Annotated in this window: 13 protein-coding genes and 1 pseudogene; 4 read left to right on the top strand and 10 right to left on the bottom strand. The window is 49.3% G+C overall.

Annotated elements, in window-relative coordinates:
• Position 1 precedes the first annotated feature (1 nt).
• The 7 genes from ACFVRY_RS01615 to desA all read right to left on the bottom strand — a co-directional run bounded on the left by ACFVRY_RS01615 (position 2) and on the right by desA (position 10,193).
• A complete protein-coding gene (locus ACFVRY_RS01615) occupies positions 2 to 2,386 on the bottom strand; it encodes a DUF5682 family protein (RefSeq protein ID WP_387496405.1) in 2,385 nt (794 codons plus the stop codon).
• Entirely contained in the window at positions 2,383 to 3,483 is a 1,101-nt protein-coding gene (locus tag ACFVRY_RS01610; RefSeq protein WP_379466179.1) for an ATP-binding protein, read from the bottom strand. The genes ACFVRY_RS01615 and ACFVRY_RS01610 overlap by 4 nt, the downstream gene beginning before the upstream one ends.
• On the bottom strand, positions 3,484 to 5,322 hold the full coding sequence (locus ACFVRY_RS01605) for a HEAT repeat domain-containing protein (RefSeq protein WP_387496403.1): 1,839 nt from the start codon (positions 5,320 to 5,322) through the stop codon (positions 3,484 to 3,486).
• Positions 5,323 to 5,352: 30 nt separating this feature from the next.
• Positions 5,353 to 6,795, bottom strand: coding sequence for an SWIM zinc finger family protein (locus ACFVRY_RS01600; protein WP_387496400.1), 1,443 nt, complete (start codon positions 6,793 to 6,795; stop codon positions 5,353 to 5,355).
• A 461-nt stretch (positions 6,796 to 7,256) separates the two neighbouring features.
• Positions 7,257 to 7,859 carry a response regulator transcription factor gene (locus tag ACFVRY_RS01595; RefSeq protein WP_066370481.1) on the bottom strand — a complete coding sequence of 201 codons (603 nt, stop codon included), beginning with the start codon at positions 7,857 to 7,859 and terminating at the stop codon, positions 7,257 to 7,259.
• Positions 7,856 to 8,992, bottom strand: a complete 1,137-nt coding sequence (locus tag ACFVRY_RS01590) for a histidine kinase (protein ID WP_387496397.1) — start codon at positions 8,990 to 8,992, stop codon at positions 7,856 to 7,858. Before ACFVRY_RS01590 ends, ACFVRY_RS01595 begins: the two co-directional genes overlap by 4 nt.
• A gap of 136 nt (positions 8,993 to 9,128) precedes the next feature.
• Positions 9,129 to 10,193, bottom strand: a complete 1,065-nt coding sequence (gene desA / locus ACFVRY_RS01585; RefSeq protein WP_387496395.1) for a Delta(5) desaturase DesA — start codon at positions 10,191 to 10,193, stop codon at positions 9,129 to 9,131.
• Between the two features lie 285 nt (positions 10,194 to 10,478).
• Here desA and ACFVRY_RS01580 point away from each other — a divergent pair, with 285 nt between their 5' ends.
• A complete protein-coding gene (locus ACFVRY_RS01580; protein ID WP_387496393.1) occupies positions 10,479 to 10,691 on the top strand; it encodes a hypothetical protein in 213 nt (70 codons plus the stop codon).
• A 154-nt stretch (positions 10,692 to 10,845) separates the two neighbouring features.
• Positions 10,846 to 11,746: pseudogene (locus ACFVRY_RS01575) on the top strand (manganese catalase family protein).
• Positions 11,747 to 11,852: 106 nt separating this feature from the next.
• Here the strand turns inward: ACFVRY_RS01575 and ACFVRY_RS01570 are convergent.
• Positions 11,853 to 12,011 (bottom strand): hypothetical protein, encoded by a 159-nt coding sequence (locus tag ACFVRY_RS01570; protein WP_175374604.1) that lies wholly within the window; start codon positions 12,009 to 12,011, stop codon positions 11,853 to 11,855.
• Between the two features lie 418 nt (positions 12,012 to 12,429).
• Positions 12,430 to 13,935: an MFS transporter gene (locus tag ACFVRY_RS01565; protein ID WP_387496390.1), complete on the bottom strand. Its 1,506-nt coding sequence runs from the start codon at positions 13,933 to 13,935 to the stop codon at positions 12,430 to 12,432.
• Between the two features lie 122 nt (positions 13,936 to 14,057).
• Between ACFVRY_RS01565 and ACFVRY_RS01560 the strand changes: the two genes are divergently transcribed.
• Positions 14,058 to 14,879, top strand: a complete 822-nt coding sequence (locus ACFVRY_RS01560) for a MerR family transcriptional regulator (protein ID WP_387496387.1) — start codon at positions 14,058 to 14,060, stop codon at positions 14,877 to 14,879.
• Between the two features lie 101 nt (positions 14,880 to 14,980).
• On the top strand, positions 14,981 to 16,645 hold the full coding sequence (locus ACFVRY_RS01555) for a ribonuclease J (RefSeq protein WP_387497719.1): 1,665 nt from the start codon (positions 14,981 to 14,983) through the stop codon (positions 16,643 to 16,645).
• 82 nt (positions 16,646 to 16,727) lie between these two features.
• Here ACFVRY_RS01555 and ACFVRY_RS01550 read toward each other — a convergent pair whose 3' ends face one another.
• On the bottom strand, positions 16,728 to 17,726 hold the full coding sequence (locus ACFVRY_RS01550) for an aldo/keto reductase (protein ID WP_387496384.1): 999 nt from the start codon (positions 17,724 to 17,726) through the stop codon (positions 16,728 to 16,730).
• Positions 17,727 to 17,798: the final 72 nt, after the last annotated feature.

The following is a 17,798-nucleotide window of genomic DNA, read 5'->3' as shown; positions in this document are numbered from 1 at the left end:
GTCAAAAGTCCTCGAAGTCAAACTCATTCAGATCGTCCAGCATTTTCGTCTCTTCCTCCTTCAATTCACCCGTCAGGATCTCTGCCGCCTGCTCCGAGTTGACACCCCACAGCTCACCTAACAGCTCGGCGATCATGGTCTTCTCTCTTGGCGAGAAGGTGCTGAACGCCCTGCGCAAAAACACAAGCGCCCGCACAAACTCATCATCCTGCAGCGAGTTGATGTAATCATTGAGCTGCTCCCATAAGCTCATGCGCGACAACAAGCCGTAGCGGTTACGCATGGAAAGGCCCTCGAACCAACCGGCGCCCAGATCGGCAGGTATGCCTGGAGATAGCCTCCGCGAGACTTCGGCGGCACATTCTGCTGCGGTAATCGCGCCGCGTTCCATCAGAATGGCGCAGGCAAAGCCGGACAGCCTCGGGTTACGGTCGTCCCGCTCCGACAAATGCAGCAGCTCCTGAAGCCATAGCTCCCCATCGACGGTGTCGTCATGATCCAGAGCGATGGCGTTCAGCTCATTCATCGCTGCGGTCATTGCCGTGGCTGCTTCATCATTGCAGCCCGCAGCATCGGTCAAGAAGAGACAGCCTCGCAAGAACAGCTGCTCCAGCAGCGGCACTAAGGGCACAGTGTCGATCCTGCGGATATCTCCGTAGCCGATGATGATCGACAACTCCCGCGCAGCCGCTGCGATCTCAACCACATCACGGCTGTCTACAGCGAGGGTCTGCAACACCTGCCGGCCCTCCTCAATCTGTGAAGCCATGCCGCATTGACAGGCGACCTTAATCAGCGCTGAAGCTTCTGCAATGGAGCGGCATTCGTTCAGCTTTTCGCGGAGTACATAGGCACAGGCAATTTCTACCGTCTCGCCCAGCAGCGTGGATTCGACGACCTGAATTTCGACCTCCGGCGTCCACTGGATTACCCAGTTCTCCGCCCAGGTCGCTCCTTCCTGACCGCTCGGCTGACTCTTCGCGAAGGAAATGCCCAGTAAGCTCAGCCGATGAAACAGGATTGAACGGTTCAGATCCAGAAAAGCCGCTTCTGTAGAAGTTACCCGGCGGTTCTCCCGCAGATCCAGCGACAGATCTGAGGCTACTGTAGTTTTGTACTTCTCCAGCTTCAGCTTCTTGAACAACCGGTTCAGATCATCCTGAATCGGGGTCTGGCTAACCCCTTCGGCGAGGCTGCCGATAGCCGTCCCGACATCCACTCTGGCAAGCGCCTCGGCTATGACAGACAGATCTCCGTGACCAAGCAGTGTCTGTGCAGCATCATGCAAATCACGCAGAGTCGGAGCGCTTCCGCTATGCAATGCGGCCAGCGCTTCCGCCAGCCGAACCGCTTCAATAACTTCAGCAGTAGAACGGTGGGTTCCCCCGCTGCGTACAAGCCGGGCAACGGAGGACAAATATAGATAAGGCAAATCCTCCGGCGTACCGGCCACCATCGCTTCCCACATCATCTGGAAATAATGGGGAGCCCGATTCCCCGCCCCGTAACCGGACATCGTGGACAATTTATAATAAGAATAAGGCATCAGTGTCAACTTCGTGCTACGCGAAGGCAACAACGCCAGTTCTTCATCAGTCATGTAATCCGTCACATCAGCCAATGCCGCTGCGTGATAGGCTCCGCAGATGACCACGATCCGCTCCGGGTCATGACCAGCGGCAATGGTATCTCTAATCTGCCGTCTCATATAGGATTCACGTACGTAGTTGTAGGCATGCTCAATAGGCTGTTCCCGCTGCTCCTGTACTTCAGAGAGATTCCGCATCTCAGCAGAAAAGGAGAGGATGGCTTCCCGGTAAGCACCTGGGCTGGCATTGTGCTCATAATTCCGTTCCCAATACATGTCGTAATCATGCTCACCCGCGACACTGGCAATCCGGCTATAGAGCGAAGGCGATGCGTCTCCATACGCCTTCTGCTCTTCTGTCCCCTTTTCCGGATCGGTTTCCAGCGCAGCCGGTTCACCCGCCTTCCCGGAATCCGGTGCCTTGTCATGCTCTAGCTCTGCTGAACGTCTTGAAGTGTCCTGCAGCGCCAGAATGACTGACGATGGCAGATCAATGAAAGTGGCCATCGCCCCATTCGCCTCCGCCCATTGCAGGCCTTGCAGCTCGGGTGAGTACACGGCAAACGGCCATAGCGCTGTCCGTACCGGTAAATCAGCGGTGAATGCCAATACAGCAACCGGAGGTTTGGTTTCTTTATTCGTCAAATGGCGAATTTCTGCCGTGGCGTCTGCCGGGCCTTCAATCAGTACCGCCGTCGGCTGAAGCTCATCCAGGTAATCCAGCAGATGCTTTGCACCGCCCGGAGACAGATGCCGCACCCCAAAAATATGCACAGCCGCTTCAGCAGTTGGTCTCACTCGTTCATCTCCTTACAGGCTTGATACAGGCCGCGCCACTCGGCTCCTCTTTTCTTCATTACATTATTCAAATATTCTTTCCAGACCAGCTTATCCTTGTCATCATCTTTTACAATCGCCCCCTGAAGCCCCGCAGCGAGATCCTCGTCTGTCAGCTCGCCGCCGCCAAAGCTTGCTGCCAGCGCCATGCTGTTCGTGAGCAGGGAAATCGCCTCGGCCGTCGAGATTACACCTGCCGGGGACTTCACCTTCTCTTTCTTGTCAAGTGTCATGCCGCTGCGCAGCTCACGGAAGATCGTGACCACCTTCAGTAAAGCTTCATCGGCAGGCACCGCAGCCTGCAATTCGTAGGAGGATGCAATCTCGCCAACCCGTTTTTTAACGATAGACAACTCGGTTTCCAGGTCCGACGGTGCGGGCAACACAATGATGTTGAACCGCCGCTTGAGGGCCGCCGACATTTCGTTGACCCCTCGGTCCCGTGTATTGGCGGTGGCGATGATAGAGAAACCTTTGCGGGCGCCGGTTTCTTTGCCTAGTTCAGGAACCGAGATCGTCTTCTCGGACAAAATGGAGATTAGTGCGTCCTGTACCTCCGAAGCGCAGCGGGAGATTTCTTCAAAACGGGCAATCCCGCCTTCTTCCATCGCACGCATAATCGGACTTTTCACCAAGGCCTCAGGCGTTGGCCCGTTCGCCAGCAGCATGGCATAGTTCCAGGAATAGCGGACATGCTCTTCGCTGGTTCCCGCCGTCCCTTGAACGACAAGACCCGAATTGCCATAGATCGCCGCTGACAAATTCTCGGACAGCCACGATTTGGCCGTGCCCGGCTCCCCGATCAGCAGCAGCGCCCTGTCAGTCACCAGTGTAGCGATGGCCATTTCAATTAATCGGGTATTGCCGATGTACTTGGGTGTAATAACTGTCTTACCGGCCTTGCCACCCACGATGAAGGTCAATACCGATCGTGGAGACATCTGCCAGCCGGCAGGTATTTTCCCCTTATCCGCTTTGATCAACGCCTCCAACTCCTCGCGGTATAGAACCTCTGCTGGAAGGCGCATGTAATCTTGAAGCTGAGCTTGCTCTGTCATTTATTGTTCTCCCCTTTGGCTTAAAGTTCTTATCACGTAAGACAACTGCTCGCCTGCTTCATATCTGTACGCAGGAAGCACCGCTTCCAGGCGTGGCAAGAAAGACGAAGGCAGCCCACAGAGCAGGTTAAACACATATATATCGAATACATAACAATTGTTGTTGCGCTTATCCTCCAAAGCAGCCATCAGCGCTTCTTGCCGCACGTCAAGTTCAGCACCGACCCGTTCCAATCCCATAAGCAGAAGACCAGCGTATTTATTGCGGAACTCCGGATTATTGTTCAGCTTACGCAGCAAATACTTCTGTATCAAGGGCTCCCCTGGTCTAGCAAACGCACTGACCAGTTCCGGCTTGTTCTTCTCCAGCGACCAGCGCAGCCAGCGCGGGTCCCAGCAATCGACGATTTCCTCTGGAGAGACCGGCTCCAGGGAAGAGAAGGAGTAGTACCTGCTGGAAGACGGTCTCCACACCGCGTCATACATTTGATACGCTCGTTGCACTACCAGATCTTCGATGACTTGAAGCAACTTTTGTTCACGCTGTTTGGTCCCCTTGTCAGGTGTTGCATCAGGCTGATTCGCCAGCGGCTCGGCATACTGCTCATACAACACTGCCGGAGACCAGAGACGGAAGGCAAGCTGGAAGGCATGTGGAAGATAGCGGTGGTTCTTCTCCTCTACTTGCTGGATCAAAGTAAGTCCTTCAAGGGTGTTCAAGCCCCCTATGTAATTAGCTGCCCAATCCACAAGCTCAATCCAACCTAATGAAGTATACAAGGAATGCTGTTGCAAAATGCTGCTGTAGATTTCCGTCAGACCTTCACTGTATTTGCCCACTACGGCCAGTTGATAATGATTCAACCGGGTCCGCAGACTTTCTTCCTGCTTCTTGTTTCCCTTTACTTCTGGCGTCTTCTCCAGATCAGCTGCAAAATCAACCACAATTCGTGCGTCCAGCCGTTCAGACTCGCTTAGAGCGCTGGCCGCAAGCTCGATATCCTTGCCGCTGAAAGCCTCGTACAGACGGTCGGCTGCCTGAACCGATTCGCTCGCCGCCAGAGCCCTGAAGGCCGCTTCCCGGATCGGCTTTTTCTTCTCCAAGGAGAAATTCAGCAGTGCAGCTTCATAACCGGCATATCCAGCCAGCAGCCTGATCGCCGTTGTCCGCACTTCATCCGAGCCATTCTCTGCTGCTTGACAGATAAAGTCCATCTGTTCTCCCTCGCTCACCCGTTCAATCACTTGCAACTTACGAGACTCGCTTTTCCCCCCGGAAGGATCAAAGTCCTCCAGCAAAAAAGGCGTTATAGGCTTGCCATAGGCCGGGAGGATGGCATCCCGCGCGAATTCGGCTAGCTCAGAATAAGGATCTCTCAGCGCAGCTATAGCGGCGGGAAGCAGTCGCAAGTCCTGAAAAACACCTTGTTCATAGGCATCCTTCACAATCTCGTAACGCCCGCTGCCGGTTGTGGACAATGCCTGCTGCACCTCTGCCAGCTTGCGATAGGATAGATTGGTCTTTAGCAGCATGGGCCGACTTACAAGCTTGCCCGGTTCGGTTAAGGGGGCTGTGGAGCCTTGGGTGTATAGTATCGAACCCAGTAGAAGGGCCAGATCCTGGAGCTTCACGGCGGAGGCTGCCCCCTGTTCTTCCGTCGGTTCTACCAGAGCGGAGACCCCTTCTCCCAATCTTTTAAATACAGGTGACCGTTCACCAAGTTGCTGGAACTGGGGCAAAAGACGCTTAAGCCGGAAATCGCCCGCAGCCAGATCACTCCCGGCAATATACAATCTTCTAAGCTCTTGGTTAAGCTCTTGCAATAAAGCGGTACTCATGGGATAACCCCCTATTATAATTTTGGATGATTAGTATAAAAGACGGGTTATCCCGGCATCGTTGACAACAGTAAGCGGCTGGGCAACAAGGCGCCCTTGGTCAGACAAATGTTCAAGCATGACAAGTACGGCAATGTCCTCATGCCATTCGGATGCAAGAAACGGCAGCAATCCTGTCGTGCCCTGCGGCAAGGACGGGATATCCTCCAGCACCAGATGCTGGCCCGATTCATCCGTCAGCGTGTATTGTCCGCCCTCCGTCTGGCCCAGCCTTACGGCATGCAGCAGCAGGACAGGATTCTTTTCTCCAAGCGGATTCTTCAGCTCGTTCTTCGCTTTCTTCAAGGCTTCCGCATAAGAGCGCTGCGCATTGGCCGAGACAGCGGCCAGGTCAGTACCAATTACAGCCCTCGGCAGCATTTCATCATACCGAACCCGGACGTTCATTTGACCAGGATAACGGTACAATAGAGGAAGCTGCGCCACTTCAAAAAAGCTGTCATCCTCCCGCAAATGCTTGGCAGCCTTATAGGGCCGGTATTGCACAGTTCTGTGAATGTCCCCTGTAGCCTGCTCCAGCCAGTACCCAAGGTCCACATATTCCTGACGGGCAGCGTCATCATAACTATAAAAAGCAAGCTGAAGCAGCTCTGCTCCCTCTGTCACGAGTCCAACTTCCTTCAGCTCCGCGAGCTGCCAGGCATGCCCTAGCCATTCTTCGATAGTAGATTCATGGTCACGGGCCAATTCAGGGTCTTCCTGCTTGGCAGTCAGATAGGCCCGGCCCTTCTTGATGAACGCATGCAGACGAGTTAATTGCTCCACCGCATATGTATAGCTCTCCTCATGATCCTGACCCTTAGATAACAGCAATGCGAAGCGGCGCAGCTCGGTCTGCGCACCAGGCAGATAATAATTGCCCATCTGCTTCACATGCTCATTGACCGTCTTAATCGTTTTGCTATCAATCGTCGCAAGTCCACCGCGGATCAGCGAAAGGATCAGCTTCTCCAGCACATCAAGTCCTTCCAACTGGACCGTGATTTTTTTCTTTAGAGCAGATTTATTGACTTTTTTGGGCTTTGGTTCGCTACTACCTTCCTCAGCCTGCTTCGCCTTTGTCTCCTCCCGCTTTTCCGCTTTTTCACGTTTGGAGAGAATATCCTCCGGTACGGGAGCAATCTGAAACTCTAGACCTTCACAATAGGCATACATCAGCCCCAGGGCATGCTTGCAGGGAAACTGGCGGCTGGGACAGGTACAGCGGGCAACCGGCTTCTCAGGAACCACAAAATCGACTGAACAGACATAATTGGACTTGCCGCTACCCGAGCACTGGCCGAACAGTAGTTCACCATTCTCCGAGCGGTTCAGCTCCACAAAGCTTTTCTTCTTCACAAGCCCTTGCCCATTCTTGATGGCGGCCGCATTAGGGGCCAATGAATCCACATAGGACGAAGTAAGTTCAAGCAAAATATGATTCCTCCCTGTTACGAACAGTTATGAGATATGATAATAGATAAGATCACATGTTTGCATATTATCTTATCAGAAAGAATTATATGTTCCAATCCGAGCAGGAAGACCTATAGATAAAGTGGTTAATCGGTCTCAGAAAATCTGAGTATATAGACTTATTTGAGAAGGATATCGGTGCAAAGATGCAGGAAGATATACTGTATGTCAACAAGAAGGAAATGGGCGCGTTGGTCTAAGACAGAACGCAAAAAGGATACCCTCGTAGCACCATACTACGAAGGTATCCATCATATTTAACTCACTTATAATATATATGGTAAACTCGAAGTTTCTACGTATCGAGAGTATTCAGCGTTGACCATTGCAACTGTGCTCCGATTACATATGTAATCTTTCTTGGGGACGGACGGCTTAGCTAACGTCGGTAGCTAACCTCAGTTGCAATGCCGGTTCTTTCATTTGAACCAGCCTTTTTCTTTGAAACGGGTAATCGCCTCGATCCGGTTACCCACGTCAAGTTTATCCAGAATGACAGAGATATAATTGCGGACCGTGCCAGTCGTAATATACAACTGACTTGCGATTTCTTTGGTGTTCTTACCGTCAGCGATCAGGCCCAATACTTCCTTTTCCCGTTCCGTCAAGGGATTAACCTCTCCACCGTAGGCCTGATCCATCAGTTCAGGAGCATACATCCGCCGTCCAGCCATCACACTTCGAATGGAGGAGGCTAGTTCTTCACTTGGACTATCCTTAAGCAGATAAGCATGGACGCCAGCCTTCACAGCACGCTCAAAATACCCTGCCCGCGCAAAGGTGGTCAGAATCATTGTCTTGCAGCCGGAATTCTTCAGCGCTTCCGCTGCTTCCAGACCGCTCATCGCCGGCATCTCAATGTCCATGATACAAATATCCGGTTTATGTAGCTGCACCAGCGACACCGCTTCCTCACCGTTACTCGCTCGCCCCACCACCTTCATATCCTCTTCCAGATCCAGCAGCGAAGCCAGCGCTCCGAGCAGCATACGCTGATCCTCGGCAATTACAATCTTTATCATGTTGTCTCCTCCTTCACCGGTTGTTTGAATGCATTGGGAACTCTAATCACAAGGGTGGTTCCTCCGTCTTTCACAATATCCATGGTGCCGTTGACAAATTCAAGTCGTTCTCTCATCCCTTGCAGGCCGTGTCCTTTAGAATAAATGTTATCCCCAGAAATCCCCGTCCCATTGTCTTTCACAGTGATTGTCAGATCTGTCCGGGAAGGCCGGATCATTATCCAGCACGCCATGGCATTGCTGTGCTTCACCACATTGGTGACCGCTTCTTTAATGCACATGCTGAGTACATTTTCCGTAATGAGGGAGGTATTGGTTAGCTTCGGGTTGCCCTCCAGCAGAAAATCGATCTCTGCCGCTTGAAGAAACTGACGGATGCGTACCAGCTCTTCCTCCAGCCGAATCCCCCTCATCTCTGTCACCATTTCCCGCACTTCCTTCAGGGCACTCCGTGCCGTTCGGCGCACATCGCCTATCTCAACAACTGCCTGCGCAGGATTCTTGTGAATCAGCTTGCCGGCGAGGTCGCTCTTGAGCCCGATCAGAGAAAGCTTTTGTCCCAAGGTGTCATGCAGATCGCGAGCAATCCGCTGCCGTTCCTCAAGTTTGACCAGCTCCGAGATACGTTTGTTGGCATCCTCCAGCTGGCCCTGCAGCTTGTCCTGATTATTGCGGTTATAGGTGGTAACGGGCAGCAGCACAACCGCGATCATACTAACCAGCACAAATGGCAATTGGCTGATAAATACGGGATTGCGCGAGAGCAGCACGTAGTTGATGGACACGATGGTGGTTAACAGATGAATGGAATATAGTGTGAAGAATCCGACCCTGTTCTGGATATTTCCGATAAAGAAAGCCAGAAACAGCGCAAAATACACATAGCCAAACAATAACGTCATCGTAATGGAAACCACAATTTGCACGCTTGTCCAGAAGTACACCAGCCAGCCTTTTGATATAAAGGATAGTACATAGCATACAAAGAACAGCATGATCATGACGATGCCGGATACCACTTGATAGGTGGAAGAAGACCGGAAAATGAAATAGAACGGAAGAATGTAAAAGACGACCCACACATAAGGGCTGAGTCCGGTGCTTTTATGAAAAATAGAATACCATTTCTGCATGTCTGCCATCCTTTTGTTCAGAGTTGTTCACCCTTATATTATCACAAACCTGACGTGTATCGCTTCAACGGCAAAACAAAAGGAAGAACAGCTCCGAACTAATATCTTCGGCTCTGCACTTCCTTGGGTATAGTATTCAATCTCCCTGAAGAGTCGGTTTATTCACAGTCAGGACTTCTGCCACACGCTTGGGATTTCGCAGTCTGGCCTTCATCTCCTTGAAGCTCACGAAGCCTTTATTCTCCTCATCCCACAGACGGAAATGGATAGCTTTGAGACTCGTGCCAATCGTAATCGTAGTCGCCTTTTGCAATGGCGGGGTCGAGTTATGCACTTGTTCCAGATTATAGTTAGGCACCTTCGGGCTTAAATGATGCACATGGTGGAAGCCAATATTGCCGGTAATCCATTGCAGCAGCTTCGGCAGCTTGTAGTACGAACTTCCTTCTACCGCAGCTTTCACATAGCTCCACTCGTCTTCGTTCTCAAAGTAGGAATCCTCGAACTGATGCTGTACATAGAACAACCAGATCCCGAGGAAGCCGGATACAAAGACGATAGGCAGTTGCACCAGCAGGAAGGCCGGCCATCCAATAGCCCAAATAAGCACACCATACAGTACAACTAGAGAAACATTGGTGAGGTAAGTGTTCATCCGCTCTTTGCGCTTGGCTCCCTTAGCGTTAAACCGGTATTGGAGCAAGAACACAGCGATCGGCCCAATACCGAACATAACAATCGGGTTACGGTAAATCCGGTAGTACAGCCGCTTCCAAGAAGAGGCCTCAGTATATTCATTCACGGTCATGATCCAGATGTCGCCAATCCCTCTTTTGTCGAGGTTGCTGCTGGTTGCATGGTGGATAGAATGGCTATGCTTCCACTGCCGATAAGGAACCAGTGTCAGAATACCGGTAATGGTGCCTACGATATCGTTGGCACGGCGGCTTTTGAAGAACGAGCCATGGCAGCAGTCATGAAAAATGATAAATGTTCGAATCACGAAGCCTGCGGCTGGGATCGCGAACAACAGTGTAAGCCAATAGGATACGGATAGACTAAAGTAGGCGCTGGACCATAATACTACAAGCGGCAATAGCGTATTTATAAGCTGCTTTATACTTCGTGTACGATCCGTTTTCTCATAAGGGGCTACACTTTTTTTTAGGCTAGCGAGTTGGGCTGACTGATCTTTGCGCATGGTCGTCGTTCCTCCTTGATGTATCCCCCTGGGGAAACACTCTTCTGCTTTTAAGTATAGAGAAGATAATGTCATCCTATAAGATACAAACATCAAGTAGGCAGTATGACATATGTCATACTCTAGCCCGGGGCGTATCGCGACCAACCCTCTATGTTAAGCTTTAATTATAAACCAATGAGCGTGTTCTATTGGATTTATAGCTAGAGGACATGTATACTATTTTTACTTCTATGAGGGTATTGAATTATATTTATGTTTATTAATAAAGGAGAGAGTCTCGACATGCCTATTAATCGTCCTCTATTTACGGATATTGACCTGCAGGAGGCCGTAGATCGGCAGTACCCTGTGCGCGTCTTCCAGGATGATCATCTGGTGAATTCCGGCGGTTTCATTGTCCGCTTCACGGATTCCGATGTAATCATTCAATCCCGGGTCAGCGACTTGACCTACTATTCCCGTTCGAACTGCCAGTTCTTTGAGGTTAGACCTTAGTGACTGACTGCAATTACGTCTGAAATAAGAGTTGGACAGAAAAGTGACACAAGAGCTTATTCGGTATAACTGGGTATAGTTCACCACGGTTGGAGACACTAAAAGCGATGAATGCCGCTTTTGGCAAATTCAACCGATAATGAGGTGCTAGCCTATGTTTAAACGTTTTGACGAAATTGCCATTGAGATACCGGAGGTAGAACGCCCCGATCCCAATGCCGCTGCTGCCGTTCAGGAACTGATGGGCGGGAAATTCGGCGAAATGTCGACCCTGAACAACTACCTGTTCCAATCCTTCAACTTCCGCAGCAAAAAAAAGCTAAAACCTTTCTACGATCTGGTTACGAGCATCACTGCAGAAGAACTGGGCCATGTCGAACTGGTCGCCCATGCGGTTAATAAATGTCTACGCGGCTCCACGAAATACAAAGAACCGGACCAAACCCCGCTAAATCCGTTGAAAGATATCCGTAATTCTTACTTTGGACTAGCCGGCGCACAGTCCGCGCTTCCCATTGATTCCATGGGCCGACCCTGGAGTGGAGAATATGTCTTCAATAGCGGGAATCTAATTCTCGATTTGCTGCATAACTTCTTCCTGGAGTGCGGAGCACGTACTCACAAAATGAAGGTCTATGAAATGACCGATCACCCTGCTGCAAGGGAAGTTGTTGGGTACCTGCTCGTCCGCGGCGGGGTGCATGTCGTGGCCTATGCCAAAGCGCTAGAGGTAGCAACAGGTGTGGATGTCAGCAAGCTGGTGCCGATCCCTTCCCTCAGCAACAAGGCATTCAACGAAACCCGAAAGTATGAGGAGAAAAGTCTTCATACCAAGCTGTATACGAACAGCGACGGGGATTTTACAGCGATCAAGCAGATCTTGGAAGGGAACTCATCCCGAAGACGGACAGCCGCTTGAAGTTATTGAAGGCTCACCTAAGGGGTATCCGATTGCTGAAGCACCTGAAGTGCCAGAAGAATTCGCCCCTGGCATCTCGGAGGAAGACTTCAAAGAGATTGCCGCCAGGTTGCAGCAGGCCGCCAATATCCGGTAACACGCTGGCAATTGAATCAATTAAACTTTAAAAAGCCGGGCGACATGACTTCAAAGGGTCATTCGTCCGGCTTTTCTATGTGGCGCTATGTTGAGTTTCCTGAATGTCACTTTTTGAGACCGCTGCCCGACCTCATCTTCTCCTTCAGTACGTCACGGAAGACGACCATCTTCTCGTCCGCTCTCTTCTGCTTGGAATTGGCCACGGGTTGAGGCCTGAAATACTGATGATTGAAAGCCATAAGACTATGTACTGTCATATTCATGCTGGATTCATCCTCCCTTCCGTAATCTTTTCCCTGTCAACATGTCCAAACATTAGCTGCTTTCTTCTTTATTAACCCGTATGCCATACTCTTAAACAACTTAAATGCATTTCTACGCCAAAATATTCGTCTTCAAACGTAAGTGTAATTTTTCACGAGTATTAAAGATCTGCTACCGTAGTGCGATAAGTTCCAAACCCTGCATCACAAACCGTTTTGACCGTTTCCATAATAAAACCACCTCGTATATGTTGTAAGGTCGGCGATTGTCGCCTTCGAATCTCTATGTCGCGAATAACACTTCCTTTTATAGGAATAGAACTTTTTTTCATGTACCGGGCTTACTATATTGAACTTTGCAAAGACCCCTATATACAAGAAAAAGCGTCGCCCCCGAAAGGACGACGCGATTTTGAATTTACTGTCTTGAATTTGTAACTACTCGTTTCTTTGATCGTGCTCCTATCAACATGATAATTAGTGAAGCAGCTACCAAAAACACAGTAATCGCAGCAATTACAGCAAAAAATGATTGATTAAAAGCGGCTCGTGCAGCCTGTTTCAGCGTTTCCGAAGCTGTCCCAGTTAGACTCTCTGCTACTATTAAAGCTTCATCTAAGCTATCTTTCACATTGACTGGAACATTCAATCCTGCTGGAATTTTCATGGATAACGTGTACACAAGACCAGACAGACTTCCGATTATCGCTATTCCTGTAGCTCCACCTACTTCATATCCTACCCCCTCCATAGATGCAGCCATACCTGCTTTTTCATAAGGGGCACTGCTCATTATAGAATGAGAAGCCACAGTCATCCCGCCACCTAAGCCCGCTCCGAAGAGTGCTAGTCCGAGAATCTGCCCAGCAATGCCTGAATCAAATTGTACAAGATAGATCCCCGAACCTACAGCTGCAATTAAGAGAACAATGCTCTTGATACGAATAACATCAAATCGATGTAATAGCATTCCTGTCAGCGGAGCAGCAATAACCGCTGCAAACGGTACAGTTAACGTATACACTCCGGCTAATAGTGGACTGAAACCCTCAACCAATTGAAGGCGTTGAGTTATTATATATTGAATCCCTGTCTGAGCAAATAAACCTACCAATGCCGTAATAAATCCTGTGGTAAAAAGAGGTATCTTAAACAATGAGAGGTCAATAAGCGGGTTAGAGCTTCTGTTTTGACGACGTATAAAGGCAATAAGAGCTACGATACCGACAAACGCGGCAAGAATGGCAAAAGTTATGGAACCTTCACGTCGGGTACACTCTTTAATTGCATAGATTAGAGTCACCAAGGCAATCATAATTTGAATCGAGCTGGTTAGGTCAAACTTTTTATATTTATCGCCTTCATGTTTTGGAACAAACACTAAAGTTAGGATAAATGCAAGTATCGCGATGGGTAAATTGAGTAAGAATACAGAACCCCACGAAAAATGCTCAAGGAGAAGTCCACCGACTATAGGTCCTAGTCCTGCACCTCCAGAGGCAATAGCCCCCCAAATACCAATAGCCAAACCTAACTCACGCGGATCTTTAAAAGTAACTCTAACGATAGCCATTGTAGCAGGCATCATAATAGATGCTCCAACCGCAAGAAGTACCCTTGCCGATACCAAAACATAGGGATTAGGAGCAAAAGCAGCAGTGAGTGAAGCTATTGAAAATATAATCAATCCGAGCGAGAAAACTCTTCTATAGCCTAGGCGGTCACCTAACGTACCCATTGCGGGAAGCAGGCCCGCCATAACGAGCGAGTAACCATTTAATATCCATAATTTTTGCGAAGCAGTCGCACCCAAATCATGCGTTAACGTTGGCATAGCCGTGTAAAGAATCGTCATATCCATAACGATGAGTAAAAGTGCACTGGATACAATTGACAGAACCATCCAGCGTTTGAATTTTGACATACTTAACATTCCTCCATGCAAATTATTTTGAACTTTTAACAATTTGAACTATAATCTATAGGGTAACCCTATAGTCAATTTATAATTTTAGTATTTAGATAAAGAGTCGCGGAGGACAGAAAATGTCAAGTATATCAACCGGATATTTTACGACTAGTGAGTTAGCTAAAACCTGCGGAGTGACTAAACACACGCTTTTTCATTACGACCATATTGGACTCTTAAAACCCGAATTCGTTAATTCTAAAGGCTATCGTTATTATTCTCTTCAACAATGTCTTGTTCTTGATATTATCAATGTACTAAAAAAAGCAGGTAGTTCATTAGAGGAAATAAAGGAGTTTATTCAGAAGCAGAATACACCCCTATTCGTAAATATTTTAAAAGAGAAACAGACGGATTTAGAAAAAGAACAACTTAGAATCACTCGAATGCAAAGTATCCTAAAGAGTGCTGTCAAGATGACAGAGGAAGCCACAGAAGAATTGCGAAATACACCAACAATAGAAATATGCGAAGAAGAATTTTTCATAGTTACGCCATTAAAATTAGGGGATGGGGATAAGGAGTTTGCCCGGAAATTAAGCGAACATCGAGACTACTGCGAAGAACACTATATAGATCACGAATTTCCAATCTGGACTATTTTAAGTAAAGACCGTTTTGAATCGGGAGATTATTATCCTGACTACATGGCTAATAAAGTAAATACCCCGATTCCAGTTGAAAAGATGCTTATCAAACCTGAAGGTTTTTATGCAGTTATGGATCACAAAGGGTCCTATGAAAGCATGCCAAAAACCTATTCTATAATAAAAAAATTCATAGAAAGTAAAGGGATGAACGTAAGCGGAAATGTGTATGGATTGGAACTACTGAGCTATCTGACAGAAAAAAATCCAGACAACTATAAAATACGGATATTTGTTGGGGTATCAAATTAAGGATCAGTGCGATTTGATTGTGTTTTTTTCATAGCAGGATAATCCAGGGGATTTTCATCCATAATATAGGAAAATTCAGTTGGGGGGAACTGCCTGTGAAAATGTCAGGAGCACGGCTCTGGATCGCTGCACTAGGCGGCGTCAATGAGATCGGCAAGAACATGTACCTCGTACAGTATGCAGATGATATTATTGTTATCGATTGCGGTGCCAAATTTCCCGATGAAAGTCTGCTCGGCATCGACCTGATTATTCCTGATGTCAGCTACTTGCTAAACAATATTGATAAGGTACGCGGACTGATTGTGACTCACGGACATGAAGATCATATTGGCGGCATCCCTTATCTGCTGAAACAACTGAACATCCCGATTTATGCTTCCCGTCTGACACTAGGTCTGATAGAAAACAAGCTGAAGGAACACGGCCTTCTGCGGCAGACGAGCCTGCACTGCATTAATGCGGATTCAACATTGGACTTTGGCACCATCACCACAACCTTTTTTAATACCAATCATAGTATCCCGGATTGCCTCGGGGTTGTATTCGATACGCCCGAAGGAACCATCGTACATACCGGAGACTTCAAATTTGATATGACACCCGTCAACAATCAGTACCCTGATCTTCACAGAATGGCTGAAATCGGCAAAATGGGTGTTAAAATCCTACTTTCGGAAAGCACCAATGCTGAGCGCCCTGGCTTCACTCCGTCCGAACGACTAGTAGGCGCACATATGGAAGAAGCATTCAAGAATGCTGAGCAGAGAATCTTTGTCTCTACCTTCGCTTCCAATGTGCACCGTCTACAACAGGTTGTGGATGCCACGCATCATACGGGGCGCAAGCTCGCTCTGCTGGGCAGGAGTATGGTCGCTGTGGTCGGCGTAGCCCAGGAATTAGGATATCTGGATATTCCGGGTGACCTGTTGATAGAACCAGCGGAGGCCGCCAACCTGCCGCCTGAACAATGTGCCGTCTTATGTACAGGAAGTCAGGGTGAGCCCATGGCCGCCTTATCCCGTCTGGCGAACTCCAGCAATCGGCTGATGGGAATTCAAGCCGGGGATACCGTATTGATCGCTGCCAATCCAATCCCCGGTAATGAACGAAATGTCGCCCGGATTGTAGACAACTTGTACACTCTAGGTGCACGGGTCATCTATGGCTCCCGCAGCGAGCTTCATGTATCCGGACACGGCAGTCAGGAAGAACTGAAGCTGATGCTGACGCTTATGAAACCGGAATACTTTATTCCGGTCCACGGGGAGTACCGCATGCTGCATCATCACAGCCTGTTGGCCGAGGCAGTAGGTGTGAAGCATGAGAACATTTTCATCCTCAACAATGGCGACATTGTGGAATCCGCAGGTAGTGTTGTCAGACAGTCCGGCAAAAAACTAACTGCGGGACAGATCCTCGTCGACGGTCTGGGCATCGGGGATATTGGCAATGTGGTACTGCGCGACCGACGTCAGCTCTCTGCTGACGGCATCCTGATCACAGTCATTACACTTAGTCTGACCGATGGCCGGCTGCTGAGTAGCCCCGATACCATTTCTAGAGGGTTCATCTATATCCGCAACTCGGAGACCCTAATGGACGAAATCAATCAATTGGTCACGGACACCCTGCACAAAATGCACAAAGTCGACCTTGGCCAATGGAATATCATGAAGCAAACAATCAAGGATGTACTGGGTAAATTCCTGTATGAGAAAACCAAACGGCGCCCCATGATCCTGCCGATCATTATTGAGGTATAACAATTTCAGCATGGGTGGACAGACAAAGAACCTTCAAGTGACCAAGGGTCCTTCGGAGGCTCTTTGTATATAGCTTGCTATGTTATTTGACCGCAGCCCAGGAGGCCTCATTGAGTTGTTCCAATTCATCGACCGTGAGCTGGAAGGTCATCGCACCGATGTTTTCCTGGGCATGCCGCACCTTGGATGCACCCGGGATCGCCACTACCGTATCACCGTGATAATGAATCAGCCAATTCAACGCGATCTGCCCTGAGGTCGCACTGTATTTTCTTCCGAGGGTATCCAAAGCTTCTATTAACGGCCGACTGCGGGCCAGGCTCTTCTCATTCAGGCCGGACATTAGTCGGCGGCTGCGGGCCAGAGCTTGAATCTGCGCTGGATCATGATGGAAACGGCCCGTCAGCAATCCCTGCTGTAGCGGAGAATAAGCAATGATTGAAATGCCATGCTCCTTCGCAGCCTCCAAAATTCCGTTGCGGTCAATCGCTCGGTCGAGCAGATTGTATTTAACCTGATTGGAGACCAACGACAGTCCCTGCTCCTGCAACAGGCGATGAGCCGCGACCATCTGCTTCGCCGAATAGTTGCTGACACCGACATAACGTATTTTACCCGCTTTAACCAACCCCGCCATCGCCTTCATCTCCTGCGCGATGGTTGACAATGAGAACGGCTGGTGAATCTGGTACAGGTCAATGGTTCGTCCACCCAGGCACCCAATCCGCTCCTCAATCGTGGAGGTAATCGAACCCGCGGTACGGAAAAGTGGCCACCACTTGGTCGCGATCAGCGGAGCTGCCTGGGGACTTCCCTCCTGCCGCAGCTGGTCGAGGACCTGTGCCAGGGCTTCCTCTGATTTGCCTCCACCGTAAACCTCTGCCGTATCCACCCAGTTCATGCCGCCTTCAAGACTGACCCGCACAATCTCGAGAATATCTCCTTCATTCAGGTTGCTCCAATAGCTGCCCACCAGTCCTTTTCCCCGGCTAAACTGCCAGCAGCCCAGACCCAGTGGCGAGACGGAAAGCGAAGACTGACCCAAGGGGCGCAGCTTCACCGCTGTCAAGTTCTGCTCCATCACTCATCCTTCTTTCCCCGCTATGAAATAAAATCCATGGATATGATTATGATTACGCCTAACATATCATTT

Source organism: Paenibacillus sp. NPDC057934 (genome assembly GCF_042887565.1).
Taxonomy (GTDB): domain Bacteria; phylum Bacillota; class Bacilli; order Paenibacillales; family Paenibacillaceae; genus Paenibacillus_AQ.
Note: the sequence above shows the minus strand (reverse complement) of the source record. Positions and strands in the feature narration are given on the sequence as shown.

Bases quoted from the DNA above. Each gene is read 5' to 3' on its own strand.
- ACFVRY_RS01610 (WP_379466179.1), bottom strand. From the start codon at position 3,483: ATGACAGAGCAAGCTCAGCTTCAAGATTACATGCGCCTTCCAGCAGAG.
- ACFVRY_RS01605 (WP_387496403.1), bottom strand. From the start codon at position 5,322: ATGAGTACCGCTTTATTGCAAGAGCTTAACCAAGAGCTTAGAAGATTG.
- ACFVRY_RS01595 (WP_066370481.1), bottom strand. From the start codon at position 7,859: ATGATAAAGATTGTAATTGCCGAGGATCAGCGTATGCTGCTCGGAGCG.
- ACFVRY_RS01590 (WP_387496397.1), bottom strand. From the start codon at position 8,992: ATGCAGAAATGGTATTCTATTTTTCATAAAAGCACCGGACTCAGCCCT.
- desA (WP_387496395.1), bottom strand. From the start codon at position 10,193: ATGCGCAAAGATCAGTCAGCCCAACTCGCTAGCCTAAAAAAAAGTGTA.
- ACFVRY_RS01580 (WP_387496393.1), top strand. From the start codon at position 10,479: ATGCCTATTAATCGTCCTCTATTTACGGATATTGACCTGCAGGAGGCC.
- ACFVRY_RS01570 (WP_175374604.1), bottom strand. From the start codon at position 12,011: ATGAATATGACAGTACATAGTCTTATGGCTTTCAATCATCAGTATTTC.
- ACFVRY_RS01565 (WP_387496390.1), bottom strand. From the start codon at position 13,935: ATGTCAAAATTCAAACGCTGGATGGTTCTGTCAATTGTATCCAGTGCA.
- ACFVRY_RS01560 (WP_387496387.1), top strand. From the start codon at position 14,058: ATGTCAAGTATATCAACCGGATATTTTACGACTAGTGAGTTAGCTAAA.
- ACFVRY_RS01555 (WP_387497719.1), top strand. From the start codon at position 14,981: ATGTCAGGAGCACGGCTCTGGATCGCTGCACTAGGCGGCGTCAATGAG.
- ACFVRY_RS01550 (WP_387496384.1), bottom strand. From the start codon at position 17,726: ATGGAGCAGAACTTGACAGCGGTGAAGCTGCGCCCCTTGGGTCAGTCT.